The sequence below is a fragment of the Cedecea colo genome (genome assembly GCF_011808225.1).
Lineage (GTDB): Bacteria > Pseudomonadota > Gammaproteobacteria > Enterobacterales > Enterobacteriaceae > Dryocola > Dryocola colo.
On record NZ_SOYS01000004.1, the window covers coordinates 78,833 to 95,336 of the forward strand.

The window sequence follows — 16,504 nt, forward strand, 5'->3', positions numbered from 1 at the left end:
GAGGTGATAAAAATTGAAAAAGCTGAAACTACACGGCTTTAACAACCTGACGAAAAGCCTGAGTTTTTGTATTTACGATATTTGCTATGCCAAAACCGCCGAAGAGCGTGATGGTTATATTGCGTATATTGATGAGCTGTATAACGCGAACCGTCTGACGGAGATCCTCAGCGAGACCTGTTCTATTATTGGTGCGAATATTTTGAATATCGCCCGCCAGGACTACGAACCGCAGGGCGCCAGCGTCACTATTCTGGTCAGCGAAGAGCCTGTCGATCCGCAAAGCATCGACAAGTCCGAACATCCCGGTCCGCTGCCGGACGTCATCGTCGCCCACCTTGATAAAAGCCATATTTGCGTGCACACCTATCCGGAAAGCCACCCGGAAGGCGGCCTGTGTACTTTCAGGGCCGACATAGAAGTATCGACCTGCGGCGTTATTTCACCGCTTAAGGCGCTGAACTACCTCATCCACCAGCTTGAATCCGATATCGTCACCGTTGATTATCGCGTGCGCGGCTTTACCCGCGACGTGAACGGCATGAAGCATTTTATCGATCATGAAATCAATTCGATTCAGAACTTTATGTCCGATGACATGAAAGCGCTGTACGACATGGTGGACGTGAACGTTTATCAGGAAAACATCTTCCATACCAAGATGTTATTAAAAGAGTTCGATCTGAAGCATTACATGTTCCACACCCGTCCGGAGGACCTGAGCGAAGCGGAACGCAGAACGATCACGGATTTACTCTGGAAAGAGATGCGCGAGATTTATTACGGGCGCAATATCCCACACATTTGATGCGCTTGCGGCGGGTGAGGCTTTGCTTACCCGCCCTGTAAAATAACGGTTAGCGGTGGTTCACAAACTCCCGGTAAGCGTGCACCACCTGGAGAAAATCCTCCACGCCGCAGAATGAAAGGCTCTCTTCGTCGTAATAACTCATTCCTTCTTCTATCTCATCGCCGGAAATTTCTAACTGATTGGCCCGGATAATCACCTCTTCACCGTCAAGCCAGAGTGTATATTCATGCCCGGTACGTTGCCACTGACGTTCGCTGCCTTTTACCGACAAGGCCGCCTGCTCCACCTCATCCAGTAACGCCAGGTTATCTTTTACTTCTTCGTTAAACCAATGTCCCACCACTTCGTGGCCCATCGACATACGCACCTTCACCAGACCAGTGACATCGCGCAAAAATTCATATTCCATGGTGTTTTCCTCTACAGGGCGAGGGAAAGCCAGCACCCCTTCGCGTATAGCGTAATTATCGCAGCAAAGTCGGTGAAAAACAGCGCGGTGCGAAGAAGGATGAGAAATAAAAAAGGGGTGGAGCATGATGCCCTCACCCCCGGTTCCTCTCCCACAGGGAGAGGATAGGATTTACTAGACCGCAGTCTGGAAGATAACGCCGTCGGCTTTCTCGGTGTACTGGGAAAGCTGGTCGAAGTTCAGGTAACGGTAAGTGTCTACCGCCGTTTTATCGACCTGCGCCATAAAGGTCTGGTATTCGTCCGGCGTCGGCAGTTTGCCCAGCAGCGAAGCTACAGCGGCCAGTTCTGCAGAAGCCAGGAAGACGTTAGCCCCGGTCCCCAGACGGTTCGGGAAGTTACGGGTGGACGTGGAAACCACCGTCGCGCCATCGGCTACACGCGCCTGGTTACCCATGCACAGTGAACAGCCAGGGATTTCGATACGCGCCCCGCTCTTGCCAAAGACGCTGTAATAGCCTTCTTCAGTGAGCTGTGCGGCATCCATACGCGTTGGCGGCGCAACCCACAGGCGAGTTGGCAACTGGCCCTGGTGGTTATCTAACAGCTTACCAGCGGCACGGAAGTGGCCGATGTTGGTCATGCAGGAACCGATAAATACCTCATCGATTTTCTCGCCGGCAACGTCAGACAGCAGACGCGCGTCATCCGGGTCGTTTGGCGCACACAGGATCGGCTCTTTGATATCGTTCAGATCGATTTCAATCACCGCCGCATATTCTGCGTCCGCGTCAGCTTCCATCAGTTGCGGATCTGCCAGCCATTTTTCCATGCCCTGGATACGGCGCTCAAGCGTACGACGATCGCCGTAACCTTCCGCGATCATCCACTTCAGCAGCACGATGTTGGAGTTCAGATACTCTTCAATCGGCTCGCGGTCCAGCTTGATGGTGCAACCGGCGGCGGAACGTTCCGCGGAGGCATCGGTCAGCTCAAACGCCTGTTCAACTTTCAGCGTCGGCAGGCCTTCGATTTCCAGGATGCGGCCAGAGAAGATGTTTTTCTTCCCTTTCTTCTCAACGGTCAGCAAACCCTGTTTGATGGCGTACAGCGGGATTGCGTGAACCAGGTCGCGCAGGGTGATACCCGGCTGCATTTTACCTTTGAAGCGCACCAGCACCGATTCAGGCATATCCAGCGGCATTACGCCCGTTGCGGCAGCAAACGCCACCAGACCGGAACCCGCAGGGAAAGAAATGCCGATTGGGAAACGAGTATGGGAGTCACCGCCTGTGCCCACGGTATCCGGCAGCAGCATACGGTTCAGCCAGGAGTGAATGACGCCGTCGCCAGGACGCAGCGACACGCCGCCACGGTTCATGATGAAGTCCGGCAGCGTGTGGTGAGTCGTCACGTCTACAGGCTTAGGATAGGCCGCCGTATGGCAGAAGGACTGCATAACCAGATCGGCGGAGAAGCCCAGGCACGCCAGGTCTTTCAGTTCATCACGGGTCATTGGACCGGTGGTGTCCTGAGAACCAACGGACGTCATTTTTGGTTCGCAGTACTGGTTCGGACGAATACCTTCAACGCCGCAGGCACGGCCAACCATTTTCTGCGCCAGCGAGAAGCCACGCGTGCTGGCGGCCACGTCTTTCGCCTGTACGAAAACTTCGCTGTGCGGCAGATTCAGCGCTTCGCGTGCTTTGGTAGTCAGACCGCGCCCGATGATCAGCGGGATACGGCCACCGGCGCGCACTTCATCCAGCAGCACGTCTGTTTTCAGCTCGAAGCTGGCAATCAGCTCGTTGGTTTCGTGATGACGCACTTCGCCTTTATAGGGATAGATGTCGATAACATCGCCCATGCTCAGGCCGTTAACGTCCACTTCGATTGGCAGCGCACCGGCATCTTCCATAGTGTTAAAGAAGATTGGCGCGATTTTACCGCCGAGCACCACGCCGCCGCCGCGCTTGTTCGGCACGTTAGGAATGTCGTCGCCCATGAACCACAGCACGGAGTTAGTCGCGGATTTACGGGATGACCCCGTGCCGACGACGTCACCAACGTAAGCCAGCGGGAAACCTTTTTGATTTAATGCTTCAATCTGTTTGATCGGGCCAACGCTTCCCGGCTGGTCCGGCTCAATACCTTCACGGGCATTTTTTAGCATCGCCAGCGCGTGCAGAGGGATATCCGGGCGCGACCAGGCGTCCGGGGCCGGAGACAGGTCGTCGGTGTTGGTTTCACCAGTCACTTTAAACACGGTAACGGTAATTTTATCCGCAAGCTTAGGACGGCTCAGGAACCACTCGGCATCGGCCCAGGATTTCAGTACCTGTTGCGCATGGGTATTACCCGCTTTCGCTTTCTCTTCCACATCGTAGAAGTTATCGAACATCAGCAGCGTATGGGACAGCGCTTTAGCGGCAATGGGTGCCAGCTTTTCGTTATCCAGGGCATCAATCAGCGGATGAATGTTATAACCACCTTGCATGGTACCAAGCAGTTCAACCGCTTTTTCAGGGGAGATTAATGGGGAGGTAGCATCGCCTTTGGCGAGGGCAGCCAGGAACCCGGCTTTAACGTAGGCGGCTTCATCAACGCCTGGTGGAACACGATTGGTAATCAGATCTAACAGGAATTCTTCTTCACCCACCGGTGGGGTTTTCAGCAATTCAACCAGCGCAGCCATTTGGGTAGCATCTAAGGGTTTAGCAACAATCCCTTCAGCAGCACGTTCAGCTACGTGCTTACGGTATTCTTCTAGCACGACGGTTCTCCTCGCTCTCATTGTCATTATGGCGCCAGGCTAAATCTCTTCACGCTCCTGTGAGACAGCAGTTTGTAGGGTAAATGCCCGGATCCGCGTCGGCAGCATAGCAGGATTTTAGGGGGGTGTTAATCCGTTTACAAAAAAGCAACATTAAATCCTTGCTGAATCGTTAAGGGCGAAATATTACTTTTCGATATGACCTCTAAGAGCAAAAAAACCGCCTTCCGGCGGTTCCTTTGTCTCTTCAAAGTGGTAGCACACGATGAGGAGAAGTATGTGGCAAGCCCAACACGAGAAAGATATTGCCCTGAATTTTTTTCGATGCAAGACCAGTTGCTTATTTTGCGTACTGCTATTGGAAAATGAATGTAACCCTATGCAAAAGCTATATATTCATTTTCTGGCGCTTATATTTGCTCTACATTCAACGACGGCCTGCTTCGCTGGTGTAGCAGCCGGTCACCGGGTCCGGGAGCAGTTCACTCGCTCTACGTGGCAAGCCCAACACGCTTGCCCGGTTCTGCCTTTCCCGGTAGAGAAGGAACCTCCGTAGTTAATATGGAATTACGCACTGGAAATGCGTCTGCTGTACGCGCTTATGCTTGTGTTCGGTTCGGCAATTGCACTTAGCCACGGTGGCTGGACTATTTCTGACATCACGGTTCTGTTGGTGCTGAACCCGGGCAATTACGCTACTGGCCGCTCGCAAGGGCGGCCTTTTAGCAGACATAAAAAAACGGCCCCGCAGGGCCGTTGAGATTACTAACAAAGAAGGAAAAAGCGTGGTTTTTCCTTTTTTATGGTTAGCAGCTGAAAATCAACTCATTGATTTTCTTGTAAATTTAATCTAAGACCTATTTCAGATCTTTGCACGCCATGAGCGTTGTCACCGGTTTGAACGGCCCCGCAGGGCCGTTTGGTCAAACGCTGAAAGTTACTTTTTCTTCGCTTTCGCGTTTGGCAGATCGGTGATGCTGCCTTCGAAGATCTCAGCGGCAAGACCCACAGACTCGTGCAGAGTCGGGTGTGCGTGGATAGTGAGCGCGATATCTTCAGCGTCACAACCCATTTCGATAGCCAGACCGATTTCGCCCAGCAGCTCGCCGCCGTTGGTCCCGACAATCGCACCACCGATAACGCGGTGAGTTTCTTTGTCGAAAATCAGTTTGGTTATGCCGTCTGCGCAGTCGGAAGCGATAGCACGGCCAGAAGCAGCCCACGGGAAAGTGGCGGTTTCATAGCTGATGCCTTTCTCTTTCGCTTCTTTCTCGGTCAGGCCAACCCAGGCAACTTCTGGTTCGGTATAAGCGATAGATGGGATCACTTTCGGGTCAAAGTAATGCTTCATGCCAGCGATAACTTCAGCGGCAACGTGACCTTCGTGAACGCCTTTGTGGGCCAGCATTGGCTGACCAACGATGTCGCCGATAGCATAGATGTGCGGCACGTTAGTGCGCATTTGCTTATCGGTACGGATAAAGCCACGATCGTCAACTTCAACGCCAGCAGCGCCTGCATCCAGCGTTTTACCGTTAGGCACGCGGCCGATAGCAACCAGCACCGCGTCGTAACGCTGCGCTTCCGCCGGGGCTTTTTTGCCTTCCATAGTGACGTAGATGCCGTCTTCTTTGGCTTCAACCGCCGTCACTTTGGTTTCCAGCATCAGGTTGAACTGCTTGCTGATGCGTTTAGTGAATACTTTTACCACGTCTTTGTCGGCAGCCGGGATAACCTGGTCGAACATCTCAACCACATCAATCTCTGAACCCAGCGCATGGTAAACGGTACCCATTTCCAGACCGATGATACCCCCACCCATAACCAGCATACGTTTTGGTACGGATTTCAGTTCCAGCGCGTCGGTGGAATCCCATACGCGTGGGTCTTCATGCGGAATGAACGGCAACTGAATCGGACGGGAACCCGCCGCAATAATCGCGTTATCGAAGGTAATAGTCGTCGGGCCGTTTTCACCTTCGACAACCAGAGTGTTAGCGCCGGTGAATTTACCCAGGCCGTTAACAACTTTAACTTTACGACCTTTCGCCATACCGGACAGGCCACCGGTCAACTGGTTGATAACCTTCTCTTTCCAGGTGCGAATTTTGTCGATGTCGGTTTTTGGCTCGCCGAAAACGATGCCGTGTTCAGCCAAAGCTTTCGCTTCTTCGATAACTTTAGCAACGTGCAGCAGGGCTTTAGAAGGGATACAGCCAACGTTCAGGCAGACACCACCGAGGGTGCTGTAACGTTCTATAATGATGGTCTCCAGACCTAAATCAGCGCAACGGAAAGCAGCGGAGTATCCTGCAGGACCAGCCCCAAGTACCACGACCTGAGTTTTGATTTCAGTACTCATCATGACCTCTTAATTTATTTCCGGCGGGTCTGACGTCATTTTTATGTCTTAACGCCCATCATCCACCGGGACGTTCTATCCGCCCGCAGTTTACAAAATTGTTAACAAATTTGAAACAACAAACGGCAAACGATTTATGTTATGCAGCCGCTAATCTCAAGCAGCATCATGCGATTATCAGAAAAAAGCCGGCCGACTGGCCGGCTTTTTCGATTACATCACCAGGCGGCGAATATCTGCCAGCATGTTGTTGATGATGGTAATGAAGCGCGCACCGTCAGCACCGTCAATCACGCGGTGGTCGAAGGAGAGCGACATTGGCATCATCAGGCGCGGCGTGAACTCTTTACCGTTCCAGACTGGCTCCATCGCTGACTTGGACACGCCCAGGATAGCAACTTCCGGCGCGTTAACGATAGGCGCGAAGTGAGTCGTCCCGATACCGCCCAGGCTTGAGATGGTGAAGCAACCGCCCTGCATTTCGCCTGCGGTCAGCTTGCCATCACGAGCTTTCTTAGAGATAGCCATCAGTTCGCGAGACAGTTCAGTGATGCTCTTCTTGTTCACGTCTTTAAAGACCGGAACCACCAGGCCGTTTGGCGTATCAACCGCCACACCGATATTGATGTATTTTTTCAGCGTCAGTTTCTGAGCGTCTTCGGACAGGGAGCTGTTGAAACGTGGCATCTGCTCGAGCGCTGCCGCAACGGCTTTCATGATGAACACCACAGGGGTGAACTTCACGTCCAGCTTACGCTTAGCGGCTTCTTCGTTCTGCTGCTTGCGGAACGCTTCCAGATCGGTGATATCGGTTTTGTCGAAGTGCGTAACGTGCGGGATCATCACCCAGTTACGGCTCAGGTTTGCACCTGAGATTTTCTGGATACGGCCCAGTTCCACTTCTTCGATTTCGCCGAACTTGCTGAAGTCAACCTTCGGCCATGGCAGCATGCCAGGCAGACCGCCACCCGCAGCAGCCGCTGGTGCAGCTTCCGCACGTTTAACGGCATCTTTTACGTAAGCCTGAACGTCTTCACGCAGAATACGGCCTTTACGACCGGTGCCTTTCACTTTCGCCAGGTTCACACCGAATTCGCGCGCCAGACGGCGAATCAGCGGGGTAGCGTGGACGTAAGCGTCGTTTTCAGCGAATTCAGATTTGCCTTCGGCTTTCGCCGGTGCGCTCGCTGGTTTTTCAGCTTTCGCCGCAGGAGCCGGGGCCGCTGCTTCTTGTTTAGCGGCCGGTGCAGGCGCTGCGCCTTCAACTTCGAAGACCATAATCAGGGAGCCGGTAGATACTTTATCGCCGGTGCTGATTTTGATTTCTTTAACGGTACCAGCAAACGGTGCCGGGACTTCCATAGAAGCCTTGTCGCCTTCTACGGTAATCAGCGACTGTTCAGCGGCAACTTTGTCGCCCACTTTCACCATCACTTCGGTCACTTCTACTTCGTCACCGCCGATGTCCGGTACGTTAACTTCTTTAGAACCAGACGCTGCTGGCGCTGCAGCCGGAGCGGCTTCAGCTTTGGTTTCTGTGGCAGCAGGTGCGGCACCCGCCACTTCGAAGACCATAATCAGGGAGCCGGTAGACACTTTGTCGCCGGTGCTGATTTTGATTTCTTTTACCACACCCGCGAACGGCGCCGGGACTTCCATAGAAGCTTTGTCACCTTCAACGACGATCAGCGACTGCTCTGCTTCAACTTTGTCGCCGACTTTGACCATGATCTCGGTGACTTCAACTTCGTCGCCGCCGATGTCAGGCACGTTCACTTCTTTCGCGCTCGCGGCGGCTGGTGCGGCTGCAGGCGCTGCTTCTTTCTTCTCTTCTGCCTGAGCAGGTGCAGCTGCTGCTGCACCGTCGGCGGAATCGAAAATCATGATCAGTTTACCGGTCTCGGTTTTGTCGCCGACGGAGACTTTGATCTCTTTAACGACGCCAGCCTGCGGAGACGGGACTTCCATAGAGGCTTTATCGCCCTCTACGACGATCAGCGACTGCTCAGCTTCAACTTTGTCGCCCACTTTGACCAGGATCTCGGTGATTTCAACTTCATCAGCCCCGATGTCCGGCACATTGATTTCGATAGCCATTATTTTTTACCTCTTACGCCAGACGCGGGTTAACTTTTTCTGCATCGATGTTGAATTTAGTAATTGCTTCCGCAACCACTTTCTTATCGATTTCGCCACGTTTAGCCAGTTCGCCCAGCGCTGCTACAACCACGTAGGAAGCATCAACTTCGAAGTGGTGACGCAGGTTCTCACGGCTGTCAGAGCGACCGAAACCGTCGGTACCCAGCACGCGATAGTCATCAGCCGGAACGTAAGTACGGACCTGCTCGGCGAACAGTTTCATATAGTCAGTAGATGCTACAGCCGGTGCGTCGTTCATCACCTGGGCGATGTAAGGTACGCGTGGAGTATCCATCGGGTGCAGCATGTTCCAGCGCTCACAATCCTGGCCATCGCGCGCCAGTTCAGTGAAGGAGGTAACGCTGTAAACGTCAGAACCTACGCCGTAGTCTTTCGCCAGGATCTCTGCCGCTTCACGAACGTGACGCAGGATAGAACCGGAGCCCAGAAGCTGAACTTTACCTTTGCTGCCTTCGAGGGTTTCGAGTTTGTAGATACCTTTACGGATACCTTCCTCAGCGCCTTTCGGCATCGCCGGCATGTGGTAGTTTTCGTTCAGCGTGGTGATGTAGTAGTAAACGTTCTCTTGTTTCTCACCGTACATACGCTCCAGACCATCGTGCATGATCACAGCGACTTCGTACGCGTAAGATGGATCGTAAGAGATACAGTTCGGGATAGTCAGAGACTGAATGTGGCTGTGGCCATCTTCGTGCTGCAGACCTTCGCCGTTAAGCGTAGTACGACCGGAAGTACCCCCGACCAGGAAGCCGCGAGCCTGCTGGTCGCCTGCCTGCCAGCACAGATCGCCGATACGCTGGAAACCGAACATGGAGTAGTAGATGTAGAACGGGATCATCGGCAGGTTGTTGGTGCTGTAAGAGGTCGCAGCAGCCAGCCAGGATGCGCCTGCGCCCAGCTCGTTGATCCCTTCCTGCAAAATCTGACCTTTCTCGTCTTCTTTGTAGTACGCAACCTGCTCACGGTCCTGCGGGGTGTACTGCTGGCCGTTCGGGCTGTAAATACCGATCTGACGGAACAGACCTTCCATGCCGAAAGTACGCGCTTCGTCAGCGATAATCGGAACCAGACGATCTTTGATCGACTTGTTCTTCAGCATCACGTTCAGGGCACGAACGAAGGCAATAGTAGTGGAGATCTCTTTGTTCTGCTCTTCCAGCAGCTGAGAGAAATCTTCCAGCGCCGGCAGTTCCAGCTTCTCGGAGAATTTAGGCTGACGAGCAGGCAGGTAGCCTTTCAGCGCCTGACGACGTTCGTGCAGGTACTTATGCTCCTCAGAACCTTCCGGGAAGGTGATGTAAGAGAGTTTTTCAACCTGCTCATCGGTAACAGGAACGTTGAAACGGTCGCGGATATAACGCACGCCGTCCATGTTCATTTTCTTAACCTGGTGCGCGATGTTTTTACCTTCTGCGGTATCACCCATGCCGTAACCTTTAATGGTATGGGCCAGGATTACAGTCGCTTTACCTTTGGTTTCCTGCGCTTTTTTCAGTGCAGCATAGACTTTCTTCGGATCGTGACCGCCGCGGTTCAGCGCCCAGATCTGCTCGTCAGTCCAGTCTGCAACCAGCGCTGCGGTTTCCGGATATTTACCGAAGAAGTGCTCGCGCACGTAGGCACCGTTTTTGGATTTGAAGGTCTGATAGTCGCCGTCAACGGTTTCGTTCATCAGCTGGATCAGTTTACCGCTGGTGTCTTTACGCAGCAGCTCGTCCCAACGACTGCCCCACATCACTTTGATGACGTTCCAGCCGGCACCGCTGAAGATGCCTTCCAGTTCGTTGATGATCTTGCCGTTGCCGGTTACCGGACCATCCAGACGCTGCAGGTTACAGTTGATGATGAAGCACAGGTTGTCCAGCTTCTCACGGGTCGCGATGGTGATAGCGCCCTTAGATTCTGGCTCATCCATCTCGCCGTCGCCCAGGAAGGCGTAAACGGTTTGCTCGGAGGTGTCTTTCAGACCACGGTGTTCCAGATATTTCAGGAACTTAGCCTGGTAGATAGCGCCAATCGGGCCCAGGCCCATAGAAACGGTCGGGAACTGCCAGAATTCCGGCATCAGTTTCGGGTGTGGGTAAGAAGAGAGGCCTTTGCCGTGAACTTCCTGACGGAAATTGTTCATCTGCTCTTCGGTCAGACGGCCTTCCAGGAACGCACGTGCGTACACGCCCGGAGAGATGTGGCCCTGGAAGTACACCAGATCGCCGCCGTCTTTTTCGCTGCGCGCACGGAAGAAGTGGTTAAAGCACACTTCGTAGATGGTCGCAGAAGACTGGAAGGAAGCCATATGGCCGCCAAGCTCCAGATCTTTCTTGGACGCGCGCAGAACGGTCATGATGGCGTTCCAGCGGATGGCAGAACGAATGCGGCGTTCCAGATCCAGATTGCCCGGATACTCCGGCTCATCTTCAACGGCAATAGTGTTTACGTAGTTGGCTACACCAGTGCCAGCAGCCACTTTAACGCCGCCTTTGCGAGCTTCGGACAATAACTGGTCGATGAGATACTGAGCACGCTCAACACCTTCTTCACGGATGACCGATTCGATCGCCTGTTGCCAGTCGCGAGTTTCGATCGGATCCACGTCATTTGGGAAACGTTCTGACATGGGTGGTATTCCTTATCTGTGTCTAATACGTTGATTATCTGGAACCTGTCCCATTGTGCTTTTCTGGAAAAAACACAATAAGACAGGTTCTGCGTTTAGTTGCCGCGCTCTAAGTTTGGCGCTTGCGAGCCTGAAAACTGGCCCTATTCCTTTCGTTGCTGTAAGCGCCGCAGAGACCGTTCACGACGACTCTCTTCGCGGCTGCGATCCAGCAATATTTCCTCGATAAATGCCAGGTGACGATGCGACGCTTCACGCGCCTGCTCCGGCTGGCGAGCCATAATCGCTGCAAAAATGCTGGCGCGATGGCTGCTCACTTGCGCCAGCATTTCGCGACGCGCGTAGAGCAATTCAAAATTCTGACGAACGTTTTGTTCGAGCATAGGTCCCATGCAACGCAACAAGTGTAGTAGCACAACGTTGTGTGCGGCTTCAGTCACTGCAATTTGATACTGCATAACGGCGTCGGATTCGGCATCCAAATCGCCGGACTCCTGTGCCTGCTCAATAGCAACGTGGCAATCGCCAATGCGTTTGAGATCTTCGTCCGTACCGCGCAATGCGGCGTAATAGGCGGCGATCCCTTCCAGGGCATGGCGGGATTCAAGCAGGTCAAACTGGGATTCTGGATGGTCAGACAGCAGTTCTATAAGCGGGTCGCTTAAGCTCTGCCAGAGGCTGTTCTGGACAAAAGTGCCGCCACCCTGTCGACGAAGCAGTAATCCTTTCGCTTCGAGACGCTGTATGGCCTCGCGCAGTGAAGGACGAGAAACGTCAAACTGACGCGCCAGTTCGCGCTCGGGTGGGAGTTTTTCGCCGGGACGCAAAGTTCCCTCAAGGATAAGAAACTCCAACTGCTGCTCTATCACGTCGGATAATTTAGGTTGGCGAATTTTGCTGTAGGCCATTCTTCCTTTTCTCTGCCATTAGCCCGGAGTCAATTGGTATGACCAATTTCACATTCGTGACGGTAAAGTAACAAAGTATTCACCTTCTGTCCATATTGGGTTTGCCTGAAATCAGTAAAGCGGGCACTTTTTAACAATATTACGAATATAGCGTTTCAAAGATGTAACCTTGTGCAAATCTTATGTTTACTCCCTAAGTGGCAGTTTTAACTTTTATAAAAGCGTCAGTTTTCATCTCCCGGACAATCTGAACCGATTCAACTCCTTTATATATGAATATAAATTCATAAACGCCGCCCGGCATCGGGAAATAAGCGGGTGGTAAAGCAGCGAAGGAGTTTATTTACCTTTGATTCCTTTTTATCCAACTCGTCACGGCAGCAAGCGAAAGCAGGTGCAAACGTTGGCGCTTACCACTATTCTTGGCGCTGCGGTAGTCCACAACGCAAAATTATGGAATTAACAACCGTAAAATAAAGACTACACCTTACGGAATTACAAAATTACACACGCCGTTATGAGCGTATAAAAACAACCACAATCACGAGGTTTAACGATGGATGGTCAACAGCAAGGCGGCGACACGCTAAAGCGCGGCCTTAAAAACCGCCATATTCAGCTTATCGCGCTGGGTGGCGCTATCGGGACGGGCCTGTTTCTGGGCAGCGCCTCCGTCATTCAGTCCGCGGGCCCGGGCATTATTCTCGGCTACGCTATCGCAGGATTTATCGCATTTTTAATTATGCGCCAGCTAGGCGAAATGGTTGTTGAGGAGCCGGTCGCCGGTTCATTCAGCCATTTTGCCTATAAATACTGGGGCGGATTTGCCGGTTTTGCTTCCGGCTGGAACTACTGGGTTCTGTATGTTCTGGTTGCGATGGCGGAACTGACCGCCGTCGGGAAATACGTTCAGTTCTGGTGGCCTGAAATCCCAACCTGGATTTCCGCAGCCGTTTTCTTTGTGCTCATCAATGCCATCAACCTCACCAACGTCAAGGTGTTCGGGGAAATGGAATTCTGGTTCGCCATCATCAAGGTTGTCGCCGTGGTGGCCATGATCCTCTTCGGCGGCTGGTTGCTGTTTAGCGACAGCGCTGGTCCGCAGGCAACGGTGCGTAACCTTTGGGAACAAGGCGGTTTCCTGCCGCACGGTATGACGGGGCTGGTGATGATGATGGCAATCATTATGTTCTCGTTCGGCGGTCTGGAACTGGTAGGCATCACTGCGGCTGAAGCGGACAACCCGGAGATCAGCATTCCTAAAGCGACCAACCAGGTTATCTACCGCATTCTGATTTTCTATGTGGGTTCACTGGCAGTGTTGCTTTCACTGATGCCATGGACACGCGTCACCGCAGATACCAGCCCGTTCGTACTCATCTTCCATGAGCTGGGGGATTCTCTGGTCGCTAACGCGCTGAATGTGGTGATCCTGACGGCGGCCCTGTCGGTCTACAATAGCTGCGTTTACTGTAACAGCCGCATGCTGTTCGGCCTTGCTCAACAAGGTAACGCGCCTAAGGCGCTGCTTAAGGTTGATAAACGCGGTGTTCCGGTGGGTACTATCCTGGTTTCAGCCATCACGACAGCGCTGTGCGTACTCATTAACTACATCATGCCCGGCGAAGCCTTCGGCTTACTGATGGCACTGGTCGTTTCTGCACTGGTTATCAACTGGGCGATGATTAGCCTTGCGCACATTAAATTCCGCCGTAAGAAAGATCGACAGGGCGTGAAGACTCGCTTCCCGGCTCTGTTCTATCCGCTGGGCAACTGGATCTGCCTGCTCTTTATGGTGGCGATTCTGGTGATTATGGTGATTACGCCCGGCATGGCGATTTCCGTATGGCTGATTCCAGCCTGGGTGCTGATCCTGGGTATCGGCTACTGGATTAAAACGCAGCGTAGCGCGAAGTCAGTTAAAGCTTAAGCCTTATACCTTGTTTTAAAGCGCCTGCTCCTGAAGCGGGCGCTTTGTTATCTGCCTCACACTTTTCTTCCTACGACACAATTGTCCATCCCTTCGACGGTTTCCTGCTGCGCATTCTCGACTCATCGGGCCAATAATCTTGTCCATATTAAATTCAGGAGTGTTGTCGATGGCAAATAATAAATTATCTATCAAAGAAAAAATCGGCTACGGGATGGGTGATGCCGGCTGTAACATGATCGGCGGTGCCATCATGCTGTTTTTAAATTATTTTTATACTGATGTATTCGGCCTTGCGCCAGCATTAGTCGGCGTACTTCTCCTTTCTGTCCGCGTGATTGATGCCGTAACCGATCCGATAATGGGTGCAATTGCCGACCGTACCACTACCCGTTGGGGAAGATTTCGTCCCTATTTATTGTGGGTCTGCGTCCCGTATGTCCTGTTTAGCGTATTGATGTTTACCACGCCGGACTGGAGCTACAATAGCAAGGTTGTCTATGCCTTCGTGACTTATTTCCTGATGTCACTGACCTATACAGCTATTAATATTCCCTATTGCTCACTTGGCGGCGTGATTACCGCCGACCCGCATGAACGTGTAGCCTGCCAGTCCTACCGCTTCTTTATGGTTGGTATTGCGACGCTTATTCTCTCCTCGACGTTGTTACCTATGGCTGACTGGTTTGGCGGAGCAGACAAAGCCAAAGGCTATCAAATGTCGATGGGCGTTATGGCTATTATCGCGTTATTCATGTTCCTGTTCTGCTTTAGCACGGTAAAAGAGCGTATTAAGCCCGCCAGGCCATCAAAACATGCCCTGAAATCCGATCTGAAAGATATCTGGAAAAACGATCAATGGGTGCGCATTCTGCTGCTCACTTTCTGCAACGTTTGTCCTGGATTTATTCGTATGGCGGCAACCATGTATTACGTCACCTGGGTAATGGAAAAATCCGCTTCCTTCGCCAGCATGTTCATTAGCCTCGGCGTAGTGGGCATGATGATCGGCAGCGCGTTGGCCAAACCCCTGACCGATAAGTATTGCAAACTTAAAGTATTTTTCTGGACCAACATCGCTCTCACCCTTTTCTCCTGCGGCTTCTATTTCCTCAATCCGCACGCCACCACGCTGATTTTGATTGCCTATTTTGGGCTTAATATTCTGCATCAGCTCCCTTCCCCGCTTCACTGGTCATTAATGGCCGATGTCGATGACTATGGCGAATGGAAAACGGGTAAACGCATCACCGGCATCAGCTTCTCCGGCAATTTATTCTTCCTGAAATGCGGTCTGGCGGTGGCTGGCGCGATGGTTGGCTTCCTGCTGTCATGGTACGGTTACGACGCCAGCGCCCAGCAGCAAAGCGCCAATGCCACCCAGGGTATTGTGTTGTTGTTCACCGTTATTCCTGGCATCGGCTACCTGATCACTGCAGGCGTGGTGCGCCTGCTGAAAGTCGACCGCAAAATGATGATACAAATCCAGGCCGATCTGGATAAACGCCGTACCAGCTATCAGGAATTACACGTTCCCTCCGAGCTGCAAGCGACTGATACATTAAGGAAAGTGTAATGAATAACTGGCTAAACCCCTTTATCGAGCAACGCGCCGATCCCTTTATTTTGCTGCATGAAGATAGGTATTACTTCATCGCTTCCGTACCAGAATATGACAGGCTGGAGCTGCGTTGTTCTGCCACGCTCGAAGCGCTGCCGCACGCTACGCCAGCCGTTGTCTGGCGCAAGCCTGAACATGGCCCGATGAGCAAACTCATCTGGGCTCCTGAACTGCATCATGTGAACGGGAAATGGTACATCTACTTTGCCGCAGCCCATACGCAGGATCTGGATAAGCTCAATATGTTCCAGCATCGTATGTTTGTGCTGGAGTGTGCCGATGCGGACCCGCTGACCGGTAAGTGGATCGAAAAGGGCCAGATTAAAACGCAGTTCGATTCTTTCTGTCTTGATGCTACGACTTTTTCTCATCAGGATAAGCAGTGGTATTTGTGGGCGCAAAAAGATCCGAACATTCCGGGCAACTCGAATATCTATCTCGCTGAAATGGAGACGCCCTGGTCAATCAAAGGCGAACCGGTCATGCTGAGCAAACCGGAATTTGAGTGGGAATGCCGCGGTTTTATGGTTAATGAAGGGCCTGCGGTGATAACGCACGGCGAAAGGCTGTTTGTTAGCTATTCAGCGAGCGCCACGGATGAGAATTACTGCATAGGACTGCTGTGGATTGACCTGGCAGCTAATCCAACAAAAGTAGAACACTGGCACAAATCACCGCAGCCGGTATTTATTACCAGCTATGAAAACAAGCAGTACGGGCCGGGCCACAACAGCTTTACCAGAACGAAAGAAGGTGAGGATGTGCTGGTTTATCACGCTCGAAACTACACGGAAATTGAAGGCGATCCGCTTTACGATCCTAATCGTCATACCCGGCTGAAGAAAATTATTTGGGATGAAGACGGAATGCCCGTGTTTGGCATCCCGCCCGCTGACTATCCTTAATGACAGGCGGCC

10 protein-coding genes are annotated in these 16,504 nt (G+C 52.4%); 4 read left to right on the forward strand and 6 right to left on the reverse strand.

Translation table 11 applies throughout. The features are described 5' to 3' along the window. The first annotated feature begins 13 nt into the window (after positions 1-13). Positions 14-808 (forward strand): adenosylmethionine decarboxylase, encoded by a 795-nt coding sequence (gene speD / locus E2L00_RS10760; protein WP_167610996.1) that lies wholly within the window; start codon positions 14-16, stop codon positions 806-808. Positions 809-857: 49 nt separating this feature from the next. Here the strand turns inward: speD and yacL are convergent, their stop codons facing one another. The 6 genes from yacL to pdhR all read right to left on the reverse strand — a co-directional run bounded on the left by yacL (position 858) and on the right by pdhR (position 12,036). Then, positions 858-1,220: a protein YacL gene (gene yacL / locus E2L00_RS10765; protein ID WP_167610999.1), complete on the reverse strand. Its 363-nt coding sequence runs from the start codon at positions 1,218-1,220 to the stop codon at positions 858-860. A 174-nt stretch (positions 1,221-1,394) separates the two neighbouring features. Beyond that, positions 1,395-3,992, reverse strand: coding sequence for a bifunctional aconitate hydratase 2/2-methylisocitrate dehydratase (gene acnB / locus E2L00_RS10770; RefSeq protein ID WP_167611002.1), 2,598 nt, complete (start codon positions 3,990-3,992; stop codon positions 1,395-1,397). Positions 3,993-4,929: 937 nt separating this feature from the next. Next, complete coding sequence (lpdA, locus tag E2L00_RS10775; protein WP_167611006.1) at positions 4,930-6,354, reverse strand: dihydrolipoyl dehydrogenase; 1,425 nt, start codon at positions 6,352-6,354, stop codon at positions 4,930-4,932. Positions 6,355-6,567: 213 nt separating this feature from the next. After that, positions 6,568-8,451, reverse strand: coding sequence for a pyruvate dehydrogenase complex dihydrolipoyllysine-residue acetyltransferase (gene aceF / locus E2L00_RS10780; RefSeq protein ID WP_167611009.1), 1,884 nt, complete (start codon positions 8,449-8,451; stop codon positions 6,568-6,570). A 13-nt stretch (positions 8,452-8,464) separates the two neighbouring features. Next, the gene (aceE, locus tag E2L00_RS10785) at positions 8,465-11,128 is read right to left on the reverse strand and encodes a pyruvate dehydrogenase (acetyl-transferring), homodimeric type (RefSeq protein WP_167611012.1); all 2,664 of its coding nucleotides are present in this window, start codon (positions 11,126-11,128) and stop codon (positions 8,465-8,467) included. Positions 11,129-11,271: 143 nt separating this feature from the next. Continuing rightward, a complete protein-coding gene (gene pdhR, locus E2L00_RS10790) occupies positions 11,272-12,036 on the reverse strand; it encodes a pyruvate dehydrogenase complex transcriptional repressor PdhR (RefSeq protein ID WP_167611015.1) in 765 nt (254 codons plus the stop codon). 556 nt (positions 12,037-12,592) lie between these two features. Between pdhR and aroP the strand changes: the two genes are divergently transcribed. From aroP to E2L00_RS10805, 3 genes are all read left to right on the forward strand, one after another. Beyond that, positions 12,593-13,966 (forward strand): aromatic amino acid transporter AroP, encoded by a 1,374-nt coding sequence (gene aroP / locus E2L00_RS10795; RefSeq protein ID WP_167611017.1) that lies wholly within the window; start codon positions 12,593-12,595, stop codon positions 13,964-13,966. A 169-nt stretch (positions 13,967-14,135) separates the two neighbouring features. Continuing rightward, positions 14,136-15,542 carry a glycoside-pentoside-hexuronide (GPH):cation symporter gene (locus E2L00_RS10800; protein ID WP_167611020.1) on the forward strand — a complete coding sequence of 469 codons (1,407 nt, stop codon included), beginning with the start codon at positions 14,136-14,138 and terminating at the stop codon, positions 15,540-15,542. Then, positions 15,542-16,492 (forward strand): glycoside hydrolase family 43 protein, encoded by a 951-nt coding sequence (locus tag E2L00_RS10805; protein WP_167611023.1) that lies wholly within the window; start codon positions 15,542-15,544, stop codon positions 16,490-16,492. The genes E2L00_RS10800 and E2L00_RS10805 overlap by 1 nt, the downstream gene beginning before the upstream one ends. Positions 16,493-16,504 lie beyond the last annotated feature (12 nt).